A 17,949-nucleotide genomic window follows, 5' to 3' on the forward strand; every position below is an offset into this window, starting at 1 on the left:
TAGGGTTAACGATAGTATGAATAGGTACTGTGAATGAAGTAGTTGCTTGCTTCTGTGTTCCATCTGCCAACAAAAATTCTGATTGATTAATTCTCCTGTGTATGGAATATAGACTTGAAAACAACTACCCGTATCAATTTTACTTGCTACTGTGATTTTACCTCCATGTAGTTTTACGAGTTGACGAACTAAAGATAAACCCAATCCAGTGCCATTGTATTGACGATTGAGACTACTGTCAATTTGCACAAATGGTTGAAAAAGTTTATCTAAATTAGCGCCATCAATACCAATACCATTATCAATAATGGAGAAACATATCCATTGAGAAAAAGGTGGCAGTGCTGAAGAATCTTCAATAATTTCTTCTCTCTTCCCTTCTTTACTGTCACCTGCTTCTACCTGTTCTACTAATAGTTGAATTTTGCCACCATCATGGGTAAATTTAACGGCGTTATTCAATAGATTAATTAATACTTGAAGGAAACGGCGTTCATCAACAATGATGTTTGGTAAATAGATTGGAACTTCTACACTAATCTCGATATTTTTCTTGAGTGCTTGTTGTTTAACAAATATCACACTGGATTCACAAAGGGAACTACAAGAAACGGTAGCAAGTTGTAATTCTAATTTACCAGCTTCAATTTTTGACAAATCGAGAATATCATTAATTAATTCTAGGAGGTGTTTGCCACTGCGTTCAATGGTTTCGACGGCTCGTTTTTGTAAATGATTAATTGTGCCGAAAACACCTTCTTGTAAACCTTCAGACATTCCCAAAATGGCATTTAGAGGAGTACGCAATTCATGACTCATGTTGGCGAGAAACTCACTTTTTAAGCGAGTAGCACGGGCTAGTTCTGCATTAGTTTGACGGAGTTGTGCTTCCATTTGTTTGCGTTCAGTTATTTCTGAAGCTGCGCCAATAATTTGTTTAGGGAGGTTATTATTATCCCGACTAAATACAGTATCATGACTGAGAAACCAATACCAGTTACCTTGACGATCGCACATCCGGTATTCTATTTCTCTGATTTCTTCATCACTAGCTGTAATCAAAGCGGCATGGTACTCAGAAATTCTGATTAAGTCATCAGGGTGCATAATGTGTACAAATAATTCATTACCCATATCTTGTATTTCTTGAGCAGAGTAGCCAATTAATCTAGCAATCTCACGATTTATATAAACATTACGTTGTTCATGTAAATCATAGATATAAAGAATATCTGGACTGGCTTCTGTAATCCGCTGAATTAAGTATTGACTGTCTTTCAAAGCTAGTTCAACTTTTTTGCGGTCTGTAATGTCTAAAGCCGCACAGGTGATCCCTTCTATATTACCATTGCGATCGCGTAAGGGATGAATTGTTAATACATAACAAATGAAATCATCTTCTTCACCTATGACAATTTCTTCTCTCATGCTTTGACCGGTAGACAAAACATGGCGTTTCCAAGATGTTAATTTTTGAGCATCTTTAGGTAATAAAATATCATCATCAAACTTACCAATTACGTCTGCAACTTCTAAGCCAAAGGCTGGGTTGTAAATCCAGGTGTAACGTAAATCAATATCTTGGTTAAAGACGACAATTGGCGAATTATTTAAAGCAATGCGGAAACGTTCTTCACTGTAGCGCAGGGCTTCTTCAGCAGTCCGACGAGTAGTAATATCTTCATAAGTTCCCAAAATGCCAATAATATTACCGTCAAAATCTCGTAAAGGGACTTTATTAGTTTCTAACCATATACATGAACCATCAGCTTTATGCAAAGTTTCCTGGATGTGTAATTGTGGTTCACCGTTGTTGATTACCAAGCGATCGCATTCTATGTAATATTCAATTTCTTCGGAAGTGGCCGATATCTCATGAGAAGCTTTACCGACTATTTCTTCAGGTGTACAACCGACATCTTCAGCAAAGTTACGATTACATCCTAAGATCACCGATTGACGATCTTTCCAAAATACCCGCTGGGGAATTGTATCTAATACCAATTGCAGCATTGCTTCGGATGCTTTTAATTGTTCCTGAGCCAGTTGCAGATCAATTGTCCGTTGTTGGACTCTAGCTTCTAGCTCTTCATTTAATAACCGATAATTTCCTTCACTTTGACGTAATAATTCTTCAGTCTGTTTAAGTTCTGTAATATCTGACAGTGACATGAGAAAAGCCTTTTCACCATTCCAAGGAATTGATGCCGGCTGCATATTTACTTTCCGTCGTTGCCCTTCTGGTTGCAATATTTCAATTTCTTGGACTTGATGACTATCACAATCATAAGGAAGTGCAAAAGGCCAACCTTGCAGTTCGGGAATATTTCTGCCAAACATCCTGGCTGCTGTTGGGTTGACAAAGAGAATTTGTCCCTGCATATTGACAGTTACAAAACCACTGGCACTTGTTTCGACAATAGTTCGCAAGCGTTCTTCACTATCTTTGAGTTTCTGTTCCATTCGCTTGCGATCGCTAATATTTCGGCAAGAATAAAGCAGAGTCCCTTCACCGATTTGCACCTTTTTGATATTGACTAAAACAATATGCTGTATTCCTTTTTGATCATAAATTTGGCGTTCAATATTCGTAACTTCTCCAGATATTGCCAAATCTTCAGGAGCAAATAATGTTCCTCCTAGTAAGTTGTGAATACTTCCCATTTGAATAATATCTGCTGGTGAATATCCAAAAAGAACATCAATATTAGGGCAAATAAATGTAAATTGACCTTGGTCATCTGTGATAAAAACCGCGTCAGAAATATTATTGAGGGTGGTACGGTACATTTCTTCCGATTTACTTAGAGCTATTTCCGTCCGTCGTCGTTCTTGAAGTTCTGACTGGAGACGATGATAGAGTTCGGCTTGTTGGATGGCGATAGATACATGAGTAGCTAACTGTTGTAGCAATTCTGTCTCTTCTGGTTGCCAAATTCTAGGGGCATCATTTTGACAGGTGAGCATTAATCCCCAAAGTCTTTTACCAACAACAATAGGAACGATAATTTTAGCTCTGATTTGTAGACGTTCTAGTAGTTGCCAATGACAGGGAGTCATCCCCGCCGTATAAATATCTTCTACAACCTGAATTCGTCCCTGAATATATGGCTCAATCCAGTCTTGAGCAAAACAAGGGTCAAAAATCTCTTCTCCTTGAAAAGATAACCAGCCGCTTTTGATATCTTCTGCAATTACCATACCGTTGCCACTGGGATACAGTTGGTAGACAAGAACGCGATCGCAGTTTAATAATTTTCTGACTTCAATCGCTAGAGAATTGAGGATTTCTTCTAAGTCTAGGGAAACTCGAATCCGGTTAGCGATCGCACTTAAGAGCCGTTCTCGTTCTGTCTGTTCTTGTAATTCTGCTGTGCGTTTTTTGACTTCTTGTTCTAGTTCTGCGTTCCGATTTTGCAGTAAATCTAGCTTTTCTGTTTCTAGTTGGGATACTTTCTGCTCTAAAATTTGGACTATTTTATAAATATCTAACGGGTTTAAAGCTTGCAATATGGTGGTGTACGTGACAAAGCCGAGCATCTCTCCTTGTTCCCCTGTCACCACAACTCTATGTATTCTTCTTTCTTTCATCAGCATGAAAATTGACCACAGAGATTGATCCGGTGAGACGGAAAAGACTGGACTACTCATCACCTTGGCAACGGAAATACTCTCTAAATCTAGATCCAATGCTTGGAACTGGACAATATCTTGTTCAGTAATAATTCCGATGGGAATAGGTAAATAATTTTGCTCTTCTATAATTACTACTGAACTGACATTGTTCCTTGTCATTAATTTAGTGACCTCTAGGATGGAGGTTTCTGGAGTAGCATGAACTAGACGAATATTCATAACTTCCGAAACCAAACGCAACTTTAACAAGTCAATCGGACGCAGTAATTGACGCAGGTTTTCATGGGTAATTAGTCCTAATAGCTGGTTATTATCATCTAAAATTGGCAAATGACGAATACGATTACGCCTAAATATATTTAATACTGTAAATAAATCATTAAACTCCGACTCTCGAATGGTGACAACCGAGGAAGTCATCACATCTGCAATTACCATTTCCCCAATCTGTTGACCGGCGGCACTTAAATGGACAACATCGCGTTTGGTAAAAATTCCCACTAATTGGTCTTTTTCCATCACCAAGACACAACTAGCACGAGCATCAATTAATAAATAATTCTGATCAGGATTAATATTTTCTAATTTACAAGTAGCTCTAGCATGACTCATCAGAGCGATCGCCTCAGTTACTGGTGTATCAGGAGTCACAATCAGCGGATTATGAGTGATCCCTGCGGCCAGTGAAGCGATCGCCTGTTCTAAATTATCAGCTTCTATCAAGGAAATAAGTGACATAAATCATCATAAATTACGTAGGATTCAGGAGTAAAAGCCGATTGACTTTTGATCGTACAGCCTGGTGTATGCCATATTATAATTTTTAATTTTTAATTTTTAATTCCTTACCACACCTTTTACAAAATACTGCATCTGTATCATGAAAAGCTAAACCGCAATTTAAACAAACATTTTCTATTTGATTAGCTGTTTTTACCAATCGCCTAATTAAGTCTCCTACTTGCCAAGGAATCAATGCCACCCCTGTTAAAATCATTAATACAGTCAGTAAACGGCCTAATTCCGAAATCGGAATCACATCACCAAATCCCACCGTCGTCATCGTCACAACCGAGAAATAAAAGGCATCTAAAAAAGTGTTAAAGTTCTGGGGATTAGCGGGATGCTCAACTTGATAAATTAACCCAGAAAAAATAAAAACAATTGCAAATAAGGTAAATAATATTCTAGCAAAAATTAAACTATCTTCATTACTAATACTACCAATTAAAAATTTTCGGTCAATAAATCTGAGTAAACGCAAAATCCGAAACCAACGCAATAACCGGATATAGCTAATATCTACCAATCCTATAAAAGATGGCAAAATTGCTATTAAATCAATCACTGCATAGAAACTAAAAATATATTTAACTGGATCTTCTGCACTCCATAAGCGCAGTAAATATTCCACAGCAAAAATAATTAATATACAAGTATCTAATGCTCTCAACTCCAAACGAGCATCTGGAGGAAGTTGATAAGTTTCAGCTACAAAAATTCCTGAAGAGACTAAAACCAATAAAGCAATACTTAAATTAATTACTTTACCGATAGGAGTTTCCAGGTCTTTTAAATAAAACTCTATTTTTTCTCGATTTATTACCATCTTTTACATAAAAAGGAAAGGGAATAGGCAATAAAATCATATTACCAATTACCCATGACCAATCCTTAAAATCTTAACCCGACACCACCCTGTAGAGATAGAGCCGTACCACCCCCATTCCGGTAAGCATCAAAGGCAATAATAGCATTACCAAAAATCACAGTATTACTATTAGGAACAACGTAATCAATTCCCGGTTGTAAAGCAAAACTAATTTTATTCCCTACAGGGGAAGGTGTATCACCACTAGTCAAAACTAAACCAGCCCCTAAATAAGCATCAGTTTGCCAGTTGAGAGGGAGATCATAGGAAACAGTAGGTACTACTGCTGTCCCTTTACCAATTAAAGCTTGAGCGCGGAAAGAAAGAGGTGCTTCTAGTAACTTGTAGCGGAAAGCCAGCACCCCACCAAGTTGAGTACCATCACTCAATCCAATAGCAGGACCAATACCAACATAACTACCATAAGCCACTTGAGCTTGTGCTGGTTGAGAGTTAATAGCTACACTCAAAATTGACCCGATCCCTAGAACCCAATACTGAAGATGCTTCATGACCCAACTCCTGACACAATCTTAACACTTAATATTATCAGTATAATGCTGAGGTGCGATCAACTCAGGAAGACGCACCTATACTTGAGACAAAAAGTAGTATTTAGTTTTATTTATGGACAACGAGAATGCTGTCCACCTTGAGTACAAATAAAAGCCAGTTGTTGAGGATCTAAATTTTTAGCTTTACTAAAATCTACTCCTTGAACTGAAGCATTTTTTGAACCAAGATCAGGAGTTTGCACAAATTGATCTGCTGGATCTTGTCTACCTACAAACAGAATTGTGCCTTGAAAATCTGCTCCAGCCACATTTGCTCCTCGTAAATCAGCACGACTTAAATCAGCATTGCGTAAATTAGCGTTTTCTAAATTAGCAGAACGTAAACTCACCCCAGTCAGTCGAGCAATACTTAAGTTAGCATCACTGAGATTTGCATAATCTAAAAATGCTTCTGATAAATCAGCACCTTGCCAATCGGTTTTAGTTAAATTTGCATAAGCCAATTGTGTACCAATAGCAGAAACGCGGCCTAAGTGAGCAGCATATAAATTTGCTTCTGTTAAATTTGTATCGCTCAAGTCTGCACCTGTTAAACTAGCATTCTCTAAAATGGCATTTCGTAAATCTGCGCCTACTAGCTGGGTACTGCTGAGATTAGCAGCAAATAAACGGGTGTAGGATAAATTGGCTTTATTAAGAGTCGCGCGACTTAAATCACTACGACTCATTAAAACACGACTCAGATTAGCACCATTAAAATTAGCTTGTTTTAAATCAGCGTTGCTCAAATCGGCGATGACATCATCATAGGTATCCCAACGCCCATCTTCGCCGACACTGCGAAAACGACTCCCTTGGAAATTACCTTGGTTAATATTTGCCGATTTCAAGATAATTCCTGATAAATCAACATTATCCAAGATGAGATTAAATAACGATTTTTCTCCAGATGCTTGAAAACCTAATTTAGCGTTGCTCAAGTCAATATTATTAATTTTGCCACTGTAGATTGTCAGGATTTTATTAATTACCTGTTGGGTGATCACTAACTGATTTTGTCTAAATTCCCAATTTGGACTTTTGCCCATAGATTCCAGTTCCCCAGCTAGGAACTGATTCATCCGCTTTAATTCTGGAATGGCTTTCAGACCAGCATTAATTAAAGCTTGTTGAATAGTATCTAAAGTTGTCGGATCTGTCTCTTTTACCAGTAAATCAACGAGCAATTTGACAGCTTGTTGATCATTAAGACTACCCAAGGCTAAAACGGCTCTTTGACGATCTTCATTGGCAACGCCGTTATTGGGATTAAGTGCTTTGATGAGTTCGATAAACTTTTGGCTATTATTTTGTTCGCTTCTGCGTTGGCTTTCTTGAGTTTGGATATAGATTTGTGTACCGATTAAAGTTGATAAGACAGCAATCATACTAGTCAAACCCACTATAAGGAGGCTGAGATTAGGGTTGCTGCTTTGGGAACGAGTGGGAATAGATGGTTGAGTAGGGGCTTTATCTACAACATTTGCTGCTACTTTTAATTTTTCTTTATTTAAAGTGCTTTTAGCGTCTATTGTATATGTCCCTGCTAGTTGATCATGTAAGGCGCGGCGAGGTTTTCGGGCAGGCCAGCCTATTCCTTCTGCCAGGATCATGAACATAGTTAATGATGTGAACAGAGCTAAGTTAGGAAAAACAAAGCTGTAGCGCCAAAGCAGATAGGCCGCAGAAACAGGTATAGTCCAACGCCCTAATCCTTCTCGTACCACCACTGCACCTAAACCAGGGGCTGTTCCTTCTTCGTTAACTACCTTGACACCAAACCAGCGTTTGGGAATGGTACTACCAGTTTTGGCTAGTAAATACAATTGTCCACTGGAGAGGGTAGTCGGTAATAATAGAGCTAATATCCACAAGATATTAGTCGGCCAGGCAACGTTGCGAATACCATAACTTACAGGTAGTGCTAATGGACGGGCGATCGCTTTTTCTGTAACTACTAAAACAGGATTCAGGGGGACTCGATTGATATCGCTACGAGAGTTAACATACACACCCAAAGAATACGGAACTAACCCACTGGCTACAAAAATTGTTATTTCCACTGTCCAAGCAACAAAACGCCTAGTTACTAGTGATGTAACATTAGTTTTTTTTGGTTCTTTTGGGCGGCTAGACTGATTACTACTTCTCCCGATAATTGGATTCGCCATTAGATAATTACCTGTGAATTTATTTTTACACCAGTATCGGCGTGATTAAAATAGGCTATTGCTTATTTTTCCAGCTATTAGCAATAAAAAATTTGTATCCAAGATACACTAACCCCGCCAAAACTGCCAGAGTGATGACAGAAGTAACTAAAGCAAATACTGTTTGTAACATCCAAACAGTTAACAACATAACTATTCCTGTCACTCCCAGCTTTTTAATTGTTGATAAACCATTAAACCAATTTCTGGATCTTTCTAGATATAAATTCCATTTGTTAGAACTTGTTGTCGGTGTCGGTGCTTCTGCTTGAGTATCATTAATCCCAGAGGATTTTATTTCTGCTTCTAGATTTTGGAGACGACGCTGCAAATCTTCTTCTGGTTGATAATTCATAAATCTTTGCTCCCATACAAAGTAATTATAAGAAAAAAGGCTGAAAACCCTTGAGGTTAAGTTTTGGAGCTTGGCTTCAAAACTTAACCGTCCTTCAGGCAAGGGATGAAAGCCAGTTGAGGCGTAAACGCCTTGGTGATTTGTGATATAATTATCCTTACAGGAACGGTAATTAACCTGCATAAAAACCTAACTGCCTAACAGCAATCTGTACCTTGACAACTAAATCTATGGGGTTCTACTTCGTAGTTCTAGGATCACCTGGAAGTAGATAAAAGATTTACAGGTACTAGACGACACAGAATTTAACTCAAACAAAATTTGCAGCAATGCAACTACCTCCGGGCTGGGGGAAAGTAACGCTTGGGGAGAGAACCACCTCTGGGCTAGATACCGCAAGGGGTCTAGTCTAAGTGGACTCGTTGAACCAAGAATCTCCGCACCTTTAGGTCGGGGAGTGTCAAGTTACCGCAACTGCCAAGCTGGTGAGGAAATTAACTCACAATCAAACAAAAGACCCAAATAGGCTTCCCACTCTGTTATCTGCTATAGCTAATATCTATATATATTAACTAATTTCGCATATTAGGTACTGAAAAACCAAAAAAATTGAGTGACTATCTTGAATTGGGGTAAATATTTCTCCAGACAGGAACTTACCAAAACTTTTCTGCCCGTGAGTCATGAATTCAGGATATTTTGATTTATTCACATAACACTAGGACTGACACTTTAGTGTGAGTTTTGACATTATTTTTCCGAAAAATGGTATTATCCAATACAATCAGCTACAAACCATCAGTTATCCTACTGTGATCCATCAGCAGATTAAATCAGATTAAATTGTGGGATCGCTTGCACAATTGTTCACAATTTGTTACAAAAATATAAAGAACTTCTAGAGACTAAAACCTAATGTTCGGCGGACTTACTGGTTTAACAGAACCCAAAAGCACCGATTGGGGTGAGCGAATGCTCAACACAGTCGCCAGCCAAACGATTCGCCACTTGTTCACCCAAAGCGAGTCAGTAGAAGTCTTTGTGCGCTGCTACCCCTCCAGCAAACTGTTGCAAGGCAGCATTGATAGCTTTAAGATGAACGGTCGCGGCTTAGTAATTCGTAGAGACTTCGCAGTGGAGGAAATGTCTTTTGAAACCGATGCAGTAGCCATTGACTTCGGCTCGGTTTTAAGTGGCAAACTTACTCTCAAACAACCCACCCAAGCTGTAGCTCAGGTGATTTTATCAGAAGTTGGTATTAATCAAGCTTTTCAGTCGGAACTGGTTAAAAAACGCCTACTGAACCTTTCTGAACCAACTTTGATAGCTATATCAGGTGGTGAACCAGTTTCTTTTACAGATGTTGAAGTTAAGCTATTACCTGAAAATCGTGTGCATTTGGTAGCTAAAGCCGATTTAAACAACGGCGAACTCATACCCCTAAGTATGACCATTGGCATTGGTATTGAAAGAAGAAGGCGGGTTTCTTTCAAAGAACCAAAAATTGAACTTGAGGGAGTTCCAGAATCACAACGAGAAGTTTCTCAGACTTTAAGTGTGGCATTGGTAGAAATCTTGGATAATATGGTTGATTTAGACCGTTTTGACTTAGATGGTGTAAAAATGCGACTTAATCGTTTAGAAACAGAAGGTCAAAAATTAATTTTTAGTGGTTATGCAGAAATAGAAAGAATTCCTCATAGTTCGTAAAATTGATAAAATATTAAATTAACGCCGCCTAGTTGACTCTAGGCGGCGTTTGCATTTTTATAGAAGTCAGGAGTTAAGAAAAAGAAATTTCTCCCCTGCTCCTCTGCTCCCCTGCTCCCCTGCTCCCCTGCTCCCCTGCTCCCCTACTCCCCTACTCCCTATCTATTACCTTCCCACACCAACATATTGGAATCCAGCTTTTACCATTGTTTGGGGATCAAGGAAATTACGACCATCAATCATGACAGGGTGGAGCATTAATTTTGCCATTTTCCCATAATCCAAAGTGCTGAACTGTTCCCATTCTGTGACGAGTACCAAGGCATCACAGCCATCTGCTAGTCTTTCAGCATCAGTTTCTACTAATACACCAGAAAGACCGTGACGCATACCTGTTTGGGAAATAATGGGGTCATAAGCCTTAACTTTAGCGCCCAGACGGTTGAGTTGTTCAATTAAATTCAGTGCGGGTGCATCCCGTAAATCGTCGGTATCTGGTTTGAAGGTTAAACCGAGTAATCCCACCGTTTTCCCTTTGAGGATCTTGAGAGCCTGTTGGAGTTTTTCCAGAGCTATTAGGCGTTGGCGTTCATTGACACTGACAGCAGCTTTCATCAGTTGGGCTTCATAGCCATAATCATCAGCGGTGTGAATGAGAGCGGAAACATCTTTGGGAAAGCATGAACCACCCCAACCAATGCCAGCTTGTAAGAATTTGTTACCAATCCGGGAATCTAAACCGATGCCTTTGGCTACTTGGGTAACATCCGCACCGACGCGATCGCATATATTAGCAACTTCATTAATAAAACTAATTTTGGTGGCTAGGAAGGCATTAGCGGCGTATTTGATCATTTCTGCCGAACTTAAGTCTGTCACCAGAACAGGTACAGGAGGTAAAGATTTATCAGCCGCAAATTTGCGTTCGACAATTGGGGCATATAGTTCTTTCATCATACCGGTGGCTTGTTGACTATTGCCACCTAAAACAATCCGATCAGGATTAAAGGTATCAAAAACTGCTGAACCTTCCCGTAAAAATTCCGGATTACTGACTACATCAAACTGGGTAGCAATCTCAGATAATTTATCCTCACTGGCTGTATCACCAGCGGCGACCAATGTTTTTTGACGTTCGGCAATACCGTCTAAAACAATCATTCTTACCCAGTCACCAGAACCAATCGGGACAGTAGATTTATTAACAATTACCTTATAACCACCATTGAGATTTTCGCCAATCCCACGCGCTACAGCTTCTACATAACGGGTGTCGCTTTCACCATTGGGTAAAGGAGGAGTACCGACAGCAATAAACAGGATTTCCCCATGTGCAACACCAGCCGCAAGATCACTAGAAAATAGAATATTGCCGCTATTGATGGCAGACTGCATAATTTCCGAGAGTCCAGGCTCGAAAATCGGCGACTGTCCAGACTTCATTAATTTTACTTTTTCTTCGTTGTTATCTATGCAAATTACATCATGGCCGATGTGAGCTAGACAAGCACCTGTAACCAAACCTACATAACCAGTACCAATTACGCAAACACGCATTCTTTAACCCCTCGTTTTTACAGTTATCAGTTGTGAATAAATGATTAACTAACTAATTGTTACTTTTAACACGTTGACGGAAATCTTCTATCATCAGTTTTAACCCTTCTTGGAGAGGAATGGTAGGTTGCCAATTTAACAAAGTTTTGGCTTTGGTAATATCGGGACGACGACGGCGAGGATCATCAGCAGGTAAGGGTTCAAATTTAATCTGTGCATCTGGGTTAATTAAGTTCTGCACTGCTTGAGCCAATTCTAAAATAGTGTATTCATCAGGATTACCCAGATTTATTGGTCCTGTGTGTTCACTATTCATTAATCGCATTAGTCCATCTACTAGATCAGAAACGTAGCAAAAGCTACGGGTCTGTTGACCTTCCCCGTAAACAGTTAAGGGAATACCTTGTAATGCTTGGGCGACAAAATTACTGACTACTCGCCCATCGTTTTCTAGCATTCTTGGTCCATAAGTGTTGAATATTCTCGCTACTCGAATTTGAACTTTATTTTCTCTGTAATAGTCAAATGCAAGGGTTTCGGCAATTCTTTTACCTTCGTCGTAACATGACCGGATACCAATGGGATTAACACTGCCGCGATATTCTTCTACTTGGGGGTGAACTTCTGGATCACCGTAGACTTCACTTGTAGAGGCTAATAAAAATCTCGCTTTAACCCGTTTGGCTAAACCGAGCATATTCAGTGTACCAAGAACGTTAGTTTTAACGGTTTTGATTGGGTTGTATTGATAATGGACTGGAGAAGCTGGACAAGCCAGATGATAAATTTGATCCACTTCTAACCGAATTGGTTCGGTGATATCATGACGGATCATTTCAAAATAGGGATTATCTAACCATTTGAGAAGATTATGTTTTTTTCCTGTATAAAAATTATCCAGGCAGATGACTTCGTGACCATCTTTCATTAATCGGTCAATGAGATGAGAACCAATAAACCCTGCACCGCCAGTCACTAAAATTCTCATATTTTCCCTTTTACTAACATATATTTTCAGGTTGCGATCATGCTTTTTTATATTAACCACATAGGTAACAAAAAAGCGGATATCTATTCAAGATTTTTTCTGTATGTTTTTTAGTTTGATACTAATTGTCTACAAGTTATTCTCTAATAGATAGGTTTATTGTGGGGCTTTTTCATCAAAGCTTTAAAAAAACAATACAGTTTTTTCACTGAAGTTCCTAACTGTCCAAGTAGCAATACGGAACTGATAATTAGGGCGTTCACCTACCCAGTGAATCCTGATTGGGCGCAGGCCCTGCGCCCCTACCTCCTGACTCCTTGAGAATAATGATAGAGCAGGTGAGTTGTCTAGCTAATTGGGTTGTGACATCATGGTTGGCTAATCCTCCGGGACTGGTATGATTGCGTATATAAGGAAAAACTACTAGATCATACAGTCTTGCGGCTTGCAAAATTGCTTGTCCAACATTTTCATGAATAATTATTTGAATTTCTGGGGGGTTAGGCAAATTTAATTGTGATAACCATTGATGTAGATGCTCATGCCTAGCTTCAATTTGACTAGAATTGCTGCTGGAATTTCGTGTGGGTAACTGGTTTTCAGTAGTCTGTTTATCTGTCTTTAACCTGCCAATTTCACTTATACACACATTTAATAGAGTCACTTGAGCTTGATTGGCATTTGCCAGGATTTGGGCAAACTTGACAGCCTCAAAACTAGGTGTAGTCAGGTTTTCGATGGGTACAAGAATGCGTTGAATTCTGCTTGGGGATTCTACTAAGCGTGCTACAACAACTGAACAGTGAGAAGACCAAAGGACATTATCAATCACATTGCCAAATAAACGCGCTCTCAAGCCATGACGTTTACCCCAACCCATAATAATCAAACTAGCCTTTTGTTCACGGGCGGCTCTACTGATAGCTGGGGCAAAAGCATCATCAATTCGCAATAGGGGTGCGACGGTTGCGCCTAGTGATTGACATTGGGTGGTAGCTTTTGCTAATAACCTTTCACTGCGATCGCAAGCTTTTTCTAGACGGTAATTGTGCATTTGGGCAGTAGCATGAGCGATCGCTAAAGGGACAATTTTCCCATCAGCTTGACGTGCTAATAATGCCGCCATTTCAATTAAATTCTGTTGAGTTTGGGGATTATAAACAGGTACGAGAATATTAAAATCCTGCTGTTCTGGGTGTTGTTCATTTCTAGATAAATTAATTTTCTCACTTTGATTAACTACTGCACAAGTCAGTTTCCCAGCAAAGCGACTGGTTAACCAAGGGCTAAATAATGATGTGAACAGGGTTAAAATAATGATGTTGTTAAATACGGCGGATGACAATAAACCAGAACGATATCCCACCAAGGTAACTGCTAATGTTGTCCCTACCACAGGCATAGATAGTGACCACATTGTGAGAGTTTCTTGCCAATTATATTGATATAAAATTTTGATGAAGAAGGCGGTTATAAATTTGCAAATTATTAACCCCAAGAGCATGAATATTAATAGCTTAATAGTGCTATTGCTATTAATAAATTCAGATAAATTTAGGACTAAACCCAGATGCACAAAGAAAACGGGAATAAATAGCACACTGCCAATAAACAGCAATTTTTCTTTAACTGGTCCATCTTCTACTGCATCATTTACTGCCAAACCTGCTAAAAATACGCCGACAATCTTTTCTATTCCCATCCATTGAGCGACGACAGCAGCAAGAAAAACAGAACATAGCACGAATAAAAATTTGTAGCTTTCGTTATCTCCAAATCGCCGAAAAAATTCTTTACCAACCCAATCAATACCAACTACAATCACCGTCATATAAATGATGATTCTAGGTAGAATAATCATAAGTTGAGTCAAGTCAATAAATTGAGCATTGGGAATTACTATAGATATGGATAAAATTAACAGTGCAGATATATTAGTAATTAGAGTTGCTGCCATTGTCACATTGACAGATGGGTTATTAACTATTCCCAAGCGGCTAATAATTGGATAGGCTAAAGGACTATAAGCGGCAAGTAATGCCCCAATTAATATAGAAGTATTTTCAGTCCAATTAAAAATTTCTCCTAGTAATATTCCTAGAACCAGGGATAAACTAACAGTCAAACCACCAAAGATTAAAGCCGGAATTTTCTGGTTTCGGAAAAGTTGGAAATCAACTTCTAGGCCAGCTATAAACATTAAGTAAGCCAAACCGATGTCTGAAACTAGGTTAATCATCGGTAATGATGACGGCAACAAATTCCATCCTGATGGACCAAGGACGACTCCAGCACCAACTAAACCCACTAATGCTGGTAATTTGAGCCGGTCAAATAGAATCGGGACAACTAAAATAACTAACAGTAAAATAGCCAAGGTAATGATTGGTTATGAGATTAAAAGTAGAGAGAGCATAACTGTATTTTATACAAAAAAGTGGCCAATTTACGTTGATTAACTCTCATAAATAGAATACCGACGCTACATAAACAAAGTCTACCTTTATTAGTGAAATACATAAACTTTGCTCTATTTCCTGTATAGAGGAATACTACACAAACAAAGTCAAACTGCACGGACTAAGGGAAAATCAATGATTTACAAACCACACAGGTGGGTTATTACTGTGTGATTTTTCCTTCGGCAAATTCTACTAAAGCTGTGAGTTCTGCTGCTGATCCTACCACTAATAAGCGATCGCCTGAAAGTAATGTAGTTTGACTATTAGGATAATCAATTTCCTCACCAGTAGCGCGACGAATAGCCATTAAACTCACCCCAGTTAAATAACGCATATTCACTTCTTCTAAACTCATGCCAATTAAAGGTGAATTAGCTGGTAAATCATACCAACGACGATTCAGATCACGAGTGATTTTTTGCAAATATTGAGAAACTTCAGCAGGTGAACTTTGAGGACGTAAATATAAATAATGATCTTGGCGAATTTGCTGCATTTTCTGTTGGATAACTTCCGGTAACAACCCCACAGCAATTAAGAGATGAGTGACCATTTCTAAACTCGCTTCAAATTCTGGTTGAACTACTTCCTTTGCTCCCAATTGATAAAGGACTTCAATATTTTTATCTTGGGTAGCACGGACAACTAAATCTAATTCTGGACATACTTCCAAAGCTCGTTTTAAACATAGCCTAATACTAGCAGGATCTGGGAGAGCGATCGCCATACCTTGAGCATGACTTACCCCAGCAGTTTCCAATACATGAAGACTGACACCATTGCCATAAACATAGGGAATTCCCGAATCTCGTAATTGCTGAATGCGACTTTCTGATTGATCAATAACCACCACAGGTAATTGATATTGCTGTAACAACTTCACTAAATTCTTACCAATGCGGCCATAACCACAAACGACAATATGATTTTTCCGAGGCAAATCTTCAGAAAAATCATGAGCTTGATCATCCACAAAGTAGGGTTTTAACCAAGGCATAGATTCAGCAAAATCGAATAAAAAGGGAACTAACCGCAAGATAAAAGGAGTCAGCATTAAAGTAACTGCGGTAGTTCCTAAAATTAATAAATATATCCGCCGAGAAACCAAACCCAAAGTTTGCCCTTCACTAGCCAGCACAAAGGAAAATTCTCCAATTTGGGATAATCCCAAACCAGCAATTAAAGCTGTTTTTAAAGGATAGCGAAATAACTTTACTAAAGGAGTGATAATTAAAAACTTCCCGACAAAAACCAAAGCCACTAATCCGAGAATCAATTCCAGATTTTGCCACAAAAACACGGGATCAATTAACATCCCAATAGCGGCAAAAAATAAACTAGCAAATATATCCCGCAAAGGTTCAACAATAGTCAAAGTTTCATCAGCATATTCCACCTCAGAAATCATCAAACCGGCGACAAATGCCCCCATTTCAATAGATAGCCCTAAATATTCCGTAAGGAGAGCAATTCCTAAACAGATAGTGACTACACCTAATAAAAATAACTCCTTACTTTCCGTCCCAGCTAATAATCTCAATAAAGGGGGAATTAACCAAATTCCCGCCACAATTGCACCAGCCGCAAATAAACCAATTTTTAGCAAAGCCATCACCACAGCGACACCAATAGCTTCCGCTGGTTCATGGAGGGCTGGTAACACAGCTAACATTAATCCCAGAGCCAAGTCCTGGACGACCAGAATCCCCAGCATTACCTGTCCGTGGGGTGTTTCCGTCTCATTCCGTTCCATGAGGCATTTGAGAACCACAGCGGTGGAAGACAAAGACAAAATCGAACCCAAAAAGACACCTTTAGCGGGTAAAGTTCCCCAAGCACCTGTAACACCGCATACTAAGACAGTGATCAGAATCGTGAGAGTAATTTGTAAAGCGCCTCCGCCCAGAGCGATCGCTTTCACCTTTTTGAGTTCCGTTAAAGAGAACTCCACACCCAAAGCAAACAACAAAAACGCTACCCCAAACTGAGCCAACGTTTCTACCTGAACCAGTTCCTTAATTAATCCCAGTCCAGTTGGACCAACAACCATACCGCCGATGAGATAGCCCAGCAAAACAGGTTGTTTTAACAGCGCCGCCAATAATCCACCACAAGCAGCGACAGCGAACACCGAAACCAAATCAACAATTAACCGAAAATCTTCTTGCACCTGTTTTAATAAGAACTATAAAGAACTATATATATTCAGGATACAAAGTTTTACCTGTTTCCGGTGAGAGTTGGGATACAAGAAAAACAAAATTTGGACCAACCCTGAAGAGGCAGGGGAGCAGGGGAGCAGGGGAGCAGGGGAGCAGGGGAGCAGGGAGCAAGGGGGAGGATTGAAGATTCCTTTGCTCCTTTGCGTCTCTGCGCGAAACAAAATATTTACCCGCAAATCACCCTAAAACCCGATAACCAATATCTCGGCGATAATACATCTTCTCAAATTGAATATGTTCAATACCTGCATAAGCTTGAGCGATCGCTTGCTGGAAATCCGCACCTAATCCTGTCACATTTAACACCCGTCCACCATTCGTCACCACTTCCTGGGCTGCATTTAACTTCGTCCCGGCATGAAACACAGTCGCTCCCGCTGTCTCGGCTGCTACAAAGCCAGTAATTACCTTACCCTTAGCATACTCTCCCGGATAACCACCAGCAGCAGCCACCACCGTAGCCGCAGCCCCTTGTTTCCAAGCAATAGGGGGCATATCTCCTAACCGCTGTTCGATACAAGCTAAGATCAAATCTTCCAAGGGTGTTTCTAGCATCGGTAAAATTACTTGGGTTTCAGGATCACCAAAGCGACAGTTAAATTCT

General features: G+C 39.4%; 11 protein-coding genes. 1 reads left to right on the top strand and 10 read right to left on the bottom strand.

Annotated features, from left to right (window positions below; genetic code table 11):
- The 5 genes from FJR38_RS02290 to FJR38_RS02310 all read right to left on the bottom strand — a co-directional run.
- Positions 1-4,374 (bottom strand): PAS domain S-box protein (locus tag FJR38_RS02290; protein ID WP_168535166.1); only part of this gene is annotated, 4,374 nt, incomplete at its 3' end.
- 85 nt (positions 4,375-4,459) lie between these two features.
- Positions 4,460-5,245 (bottom strand): ion transporter, encoded by a 786-nt coding sequence (locus tag FJR38_RS02295; protein ID WP_168535168.1) that lies wholly within the window; start codon positions 5,243-5,245, stop codon positions 4,460-4,462.
- Positions 5,246-5,310: 65 nt separating this feature from the next.
- Positions 5,311-5,799: a hypothetical protein gene (locus FJR38_RS02300; RefSeq protein ID WP_168535170.1), complete on the bottom strand. Its 489-nt coding sequence runs from the start codon at positions 5,797-5,799 to the stop codon at positions 5,311-5,313.
- A gap of 113 nt (positions 5,800-5,912) precedes the next feature.
- Positions 5,913-8,012 carry a pentapeptide repeat-containing protein gene (locus FJR38_RS02305; protein ID WP_168535172.1) on the bottom strand — a complete coding sequence of 700 codons (2,100 nt, stop codon included), beginning with the start codon at positions 8,010-8,012 and terminating at the stop codon, positions 5,913-5,915.
- A gap of 55 nt (positions 8,013-8,067) precedes the next feature.
- Positions 8,068-8,406, bottom strand: a complete 339-nt coding sequence (locus FJR38_RS02310; protein WP_168494732.1) for a hypothetical protein — start codon at positions 8,404-8,406, stop codon at positions 8,068-8,070.
- Positions 8,407-9,321: 915 nt separating this feature from the next.
- Here FJR38_RS02310 and FJR38_RS02315 point away from each other — a divergent pair.
- Positions 9,322-10,116 carry a DUF2993 domain-containing protein gene (locus FJR38_RS02315; protein WP_168535174.1) on the top strand — a complete coding sequence of 265 codons (795 nt, stop codon included), beginning with the start codon at positions 9,322-9,324 and terminating at the stop codon, positions 10,114-10,116.
- Positions 10,117-10,281: 165 nt separating this feature from the next.
- On the opposite strand, the gene FJR38_RS02320 is transcribed toward FJR38_RS02315, so the two are convergent.
- The 5 genes from FJR38_RS02320 to FJR38_RS02340 form a co-directional block, all read right to left on the bottom strand.
- Positions 10,282-11,673: a UDP-glucose/GDP-mannose dehydrogenase family protein gene (locus FJR38_RS02320; protein ID WP_168494728.1), complete on the bottom strand. Its 1,392-nt coding sequence runs from the start codon at positions 11,671-11,673 to the stop codon at positions 10,282-10,284.
- A 52-nt stretch (positions 11,674-11,725) separates the two neighbouring features.
- A complete protein-coding gene (locus FJR38_RS02325; protein ID WP_168535176.1) occupies positions 11,726-12,661 on the bottom strand; it encodes a UDP-glucuronic acid decarboxylase family protein in 936 nt (311 codons plus the stop codon).
- Between the two features lie 259 nt (positions 12,662-12,920).
- The gene (locus tag FJR38_RS02330) at positions 12,921-15,038 is read right to left on the bottom strand and encodes a cation:proton antiporter (protein WP_174763852.1); all 2,118 of its coding nucleotides are present in this window, start codon (positions 15,036-15,038) and stop codon (positions 12,921-12,923) included.
- A 245-nt stretch (positions 15,039-15,283) separates the two neighbouring features.
- A complete protein-coding gene (locus tag FJR38_RS02335) occupies positions 15,284-17,293 on the bottom strand; it encodes a cation:proton antiporter (protein WP_168535177.1) in 2,010 nt (669 codons plus the stop codon).
- A gap of 229 nt (positions 17,294-17,522) precedes the next feature.
- On the bottom strand, positions 17,523-17,949 hold a 427-nt coding region (locus tag FJR38_RS02340), incomplete at its 5' end, for a phosphoribosylglycinamide synthetase C domain-containing protein (protein WP_305765066.1).

Origin of the sequence: Anabaena sp. UHCC 0253 (assembly GCF_009712085.1) — a bacterium.
Taxonomy (GTDB): Bacteria; Cyanobacteriota; Cyanobacteriia; order Cyanobacteriales; family Nostocaceae; genus Dolichospermum.

Bases quoted from the DNA above. Each gene is read 5' to 3' on its own strand.
- FJR38_RS02295 (WP_168535168.1), bottom strand. From the start codon at position 5,245: ATGGTAATAAATCGAGAAAAAATAGAGTTTTATTTAAAAGACCTGGAA.
- FJR38_RS02300 (WP_168535170.1), bottom strand. From the start codon at position 5,799: ATGAAGCATCTTCAGTATTGGGTTCTAGGGATCGGGTCAATTTTGAGT.
- FJR38_RS02305 (WP_168535172.1), bottom strand. From the start codon at position 8,012: ATGGCGAATCCAATTATCGGGAGAAGTAGTAATCAGTCTAGCCGCCCA.
- FJR38_RS02310 (WP_168494732.1), bottom strand. From the start codon at position 8,406: ATGAATTATCAACCAGAAGAAGATTTGCAGCGTCGTCTCCAAAATCTA.
- FJR38_RS02315 (WP_168535174.1), top strand. From the start codon at position 9,322: ATGTTCGGCGGACTTACTGGTTTAACAGAACCCAAAAGCACCGATTGG.
- FJR38_RS02320 (WP_168494728.1), bottom strand. From the start codon at position 11,673: ATGCGTGTTTGCGTAATTGGTACTGGTTATGTAGGTTTGGTTACAGGT.
- FJR38_RS02325 (WP_168535176.1), bottom strand. From the start codon at position 12,661: ATGAGAATTTTAGTGACTGGCGGTGCAGGGTTTATTGGTTCTCATCTC.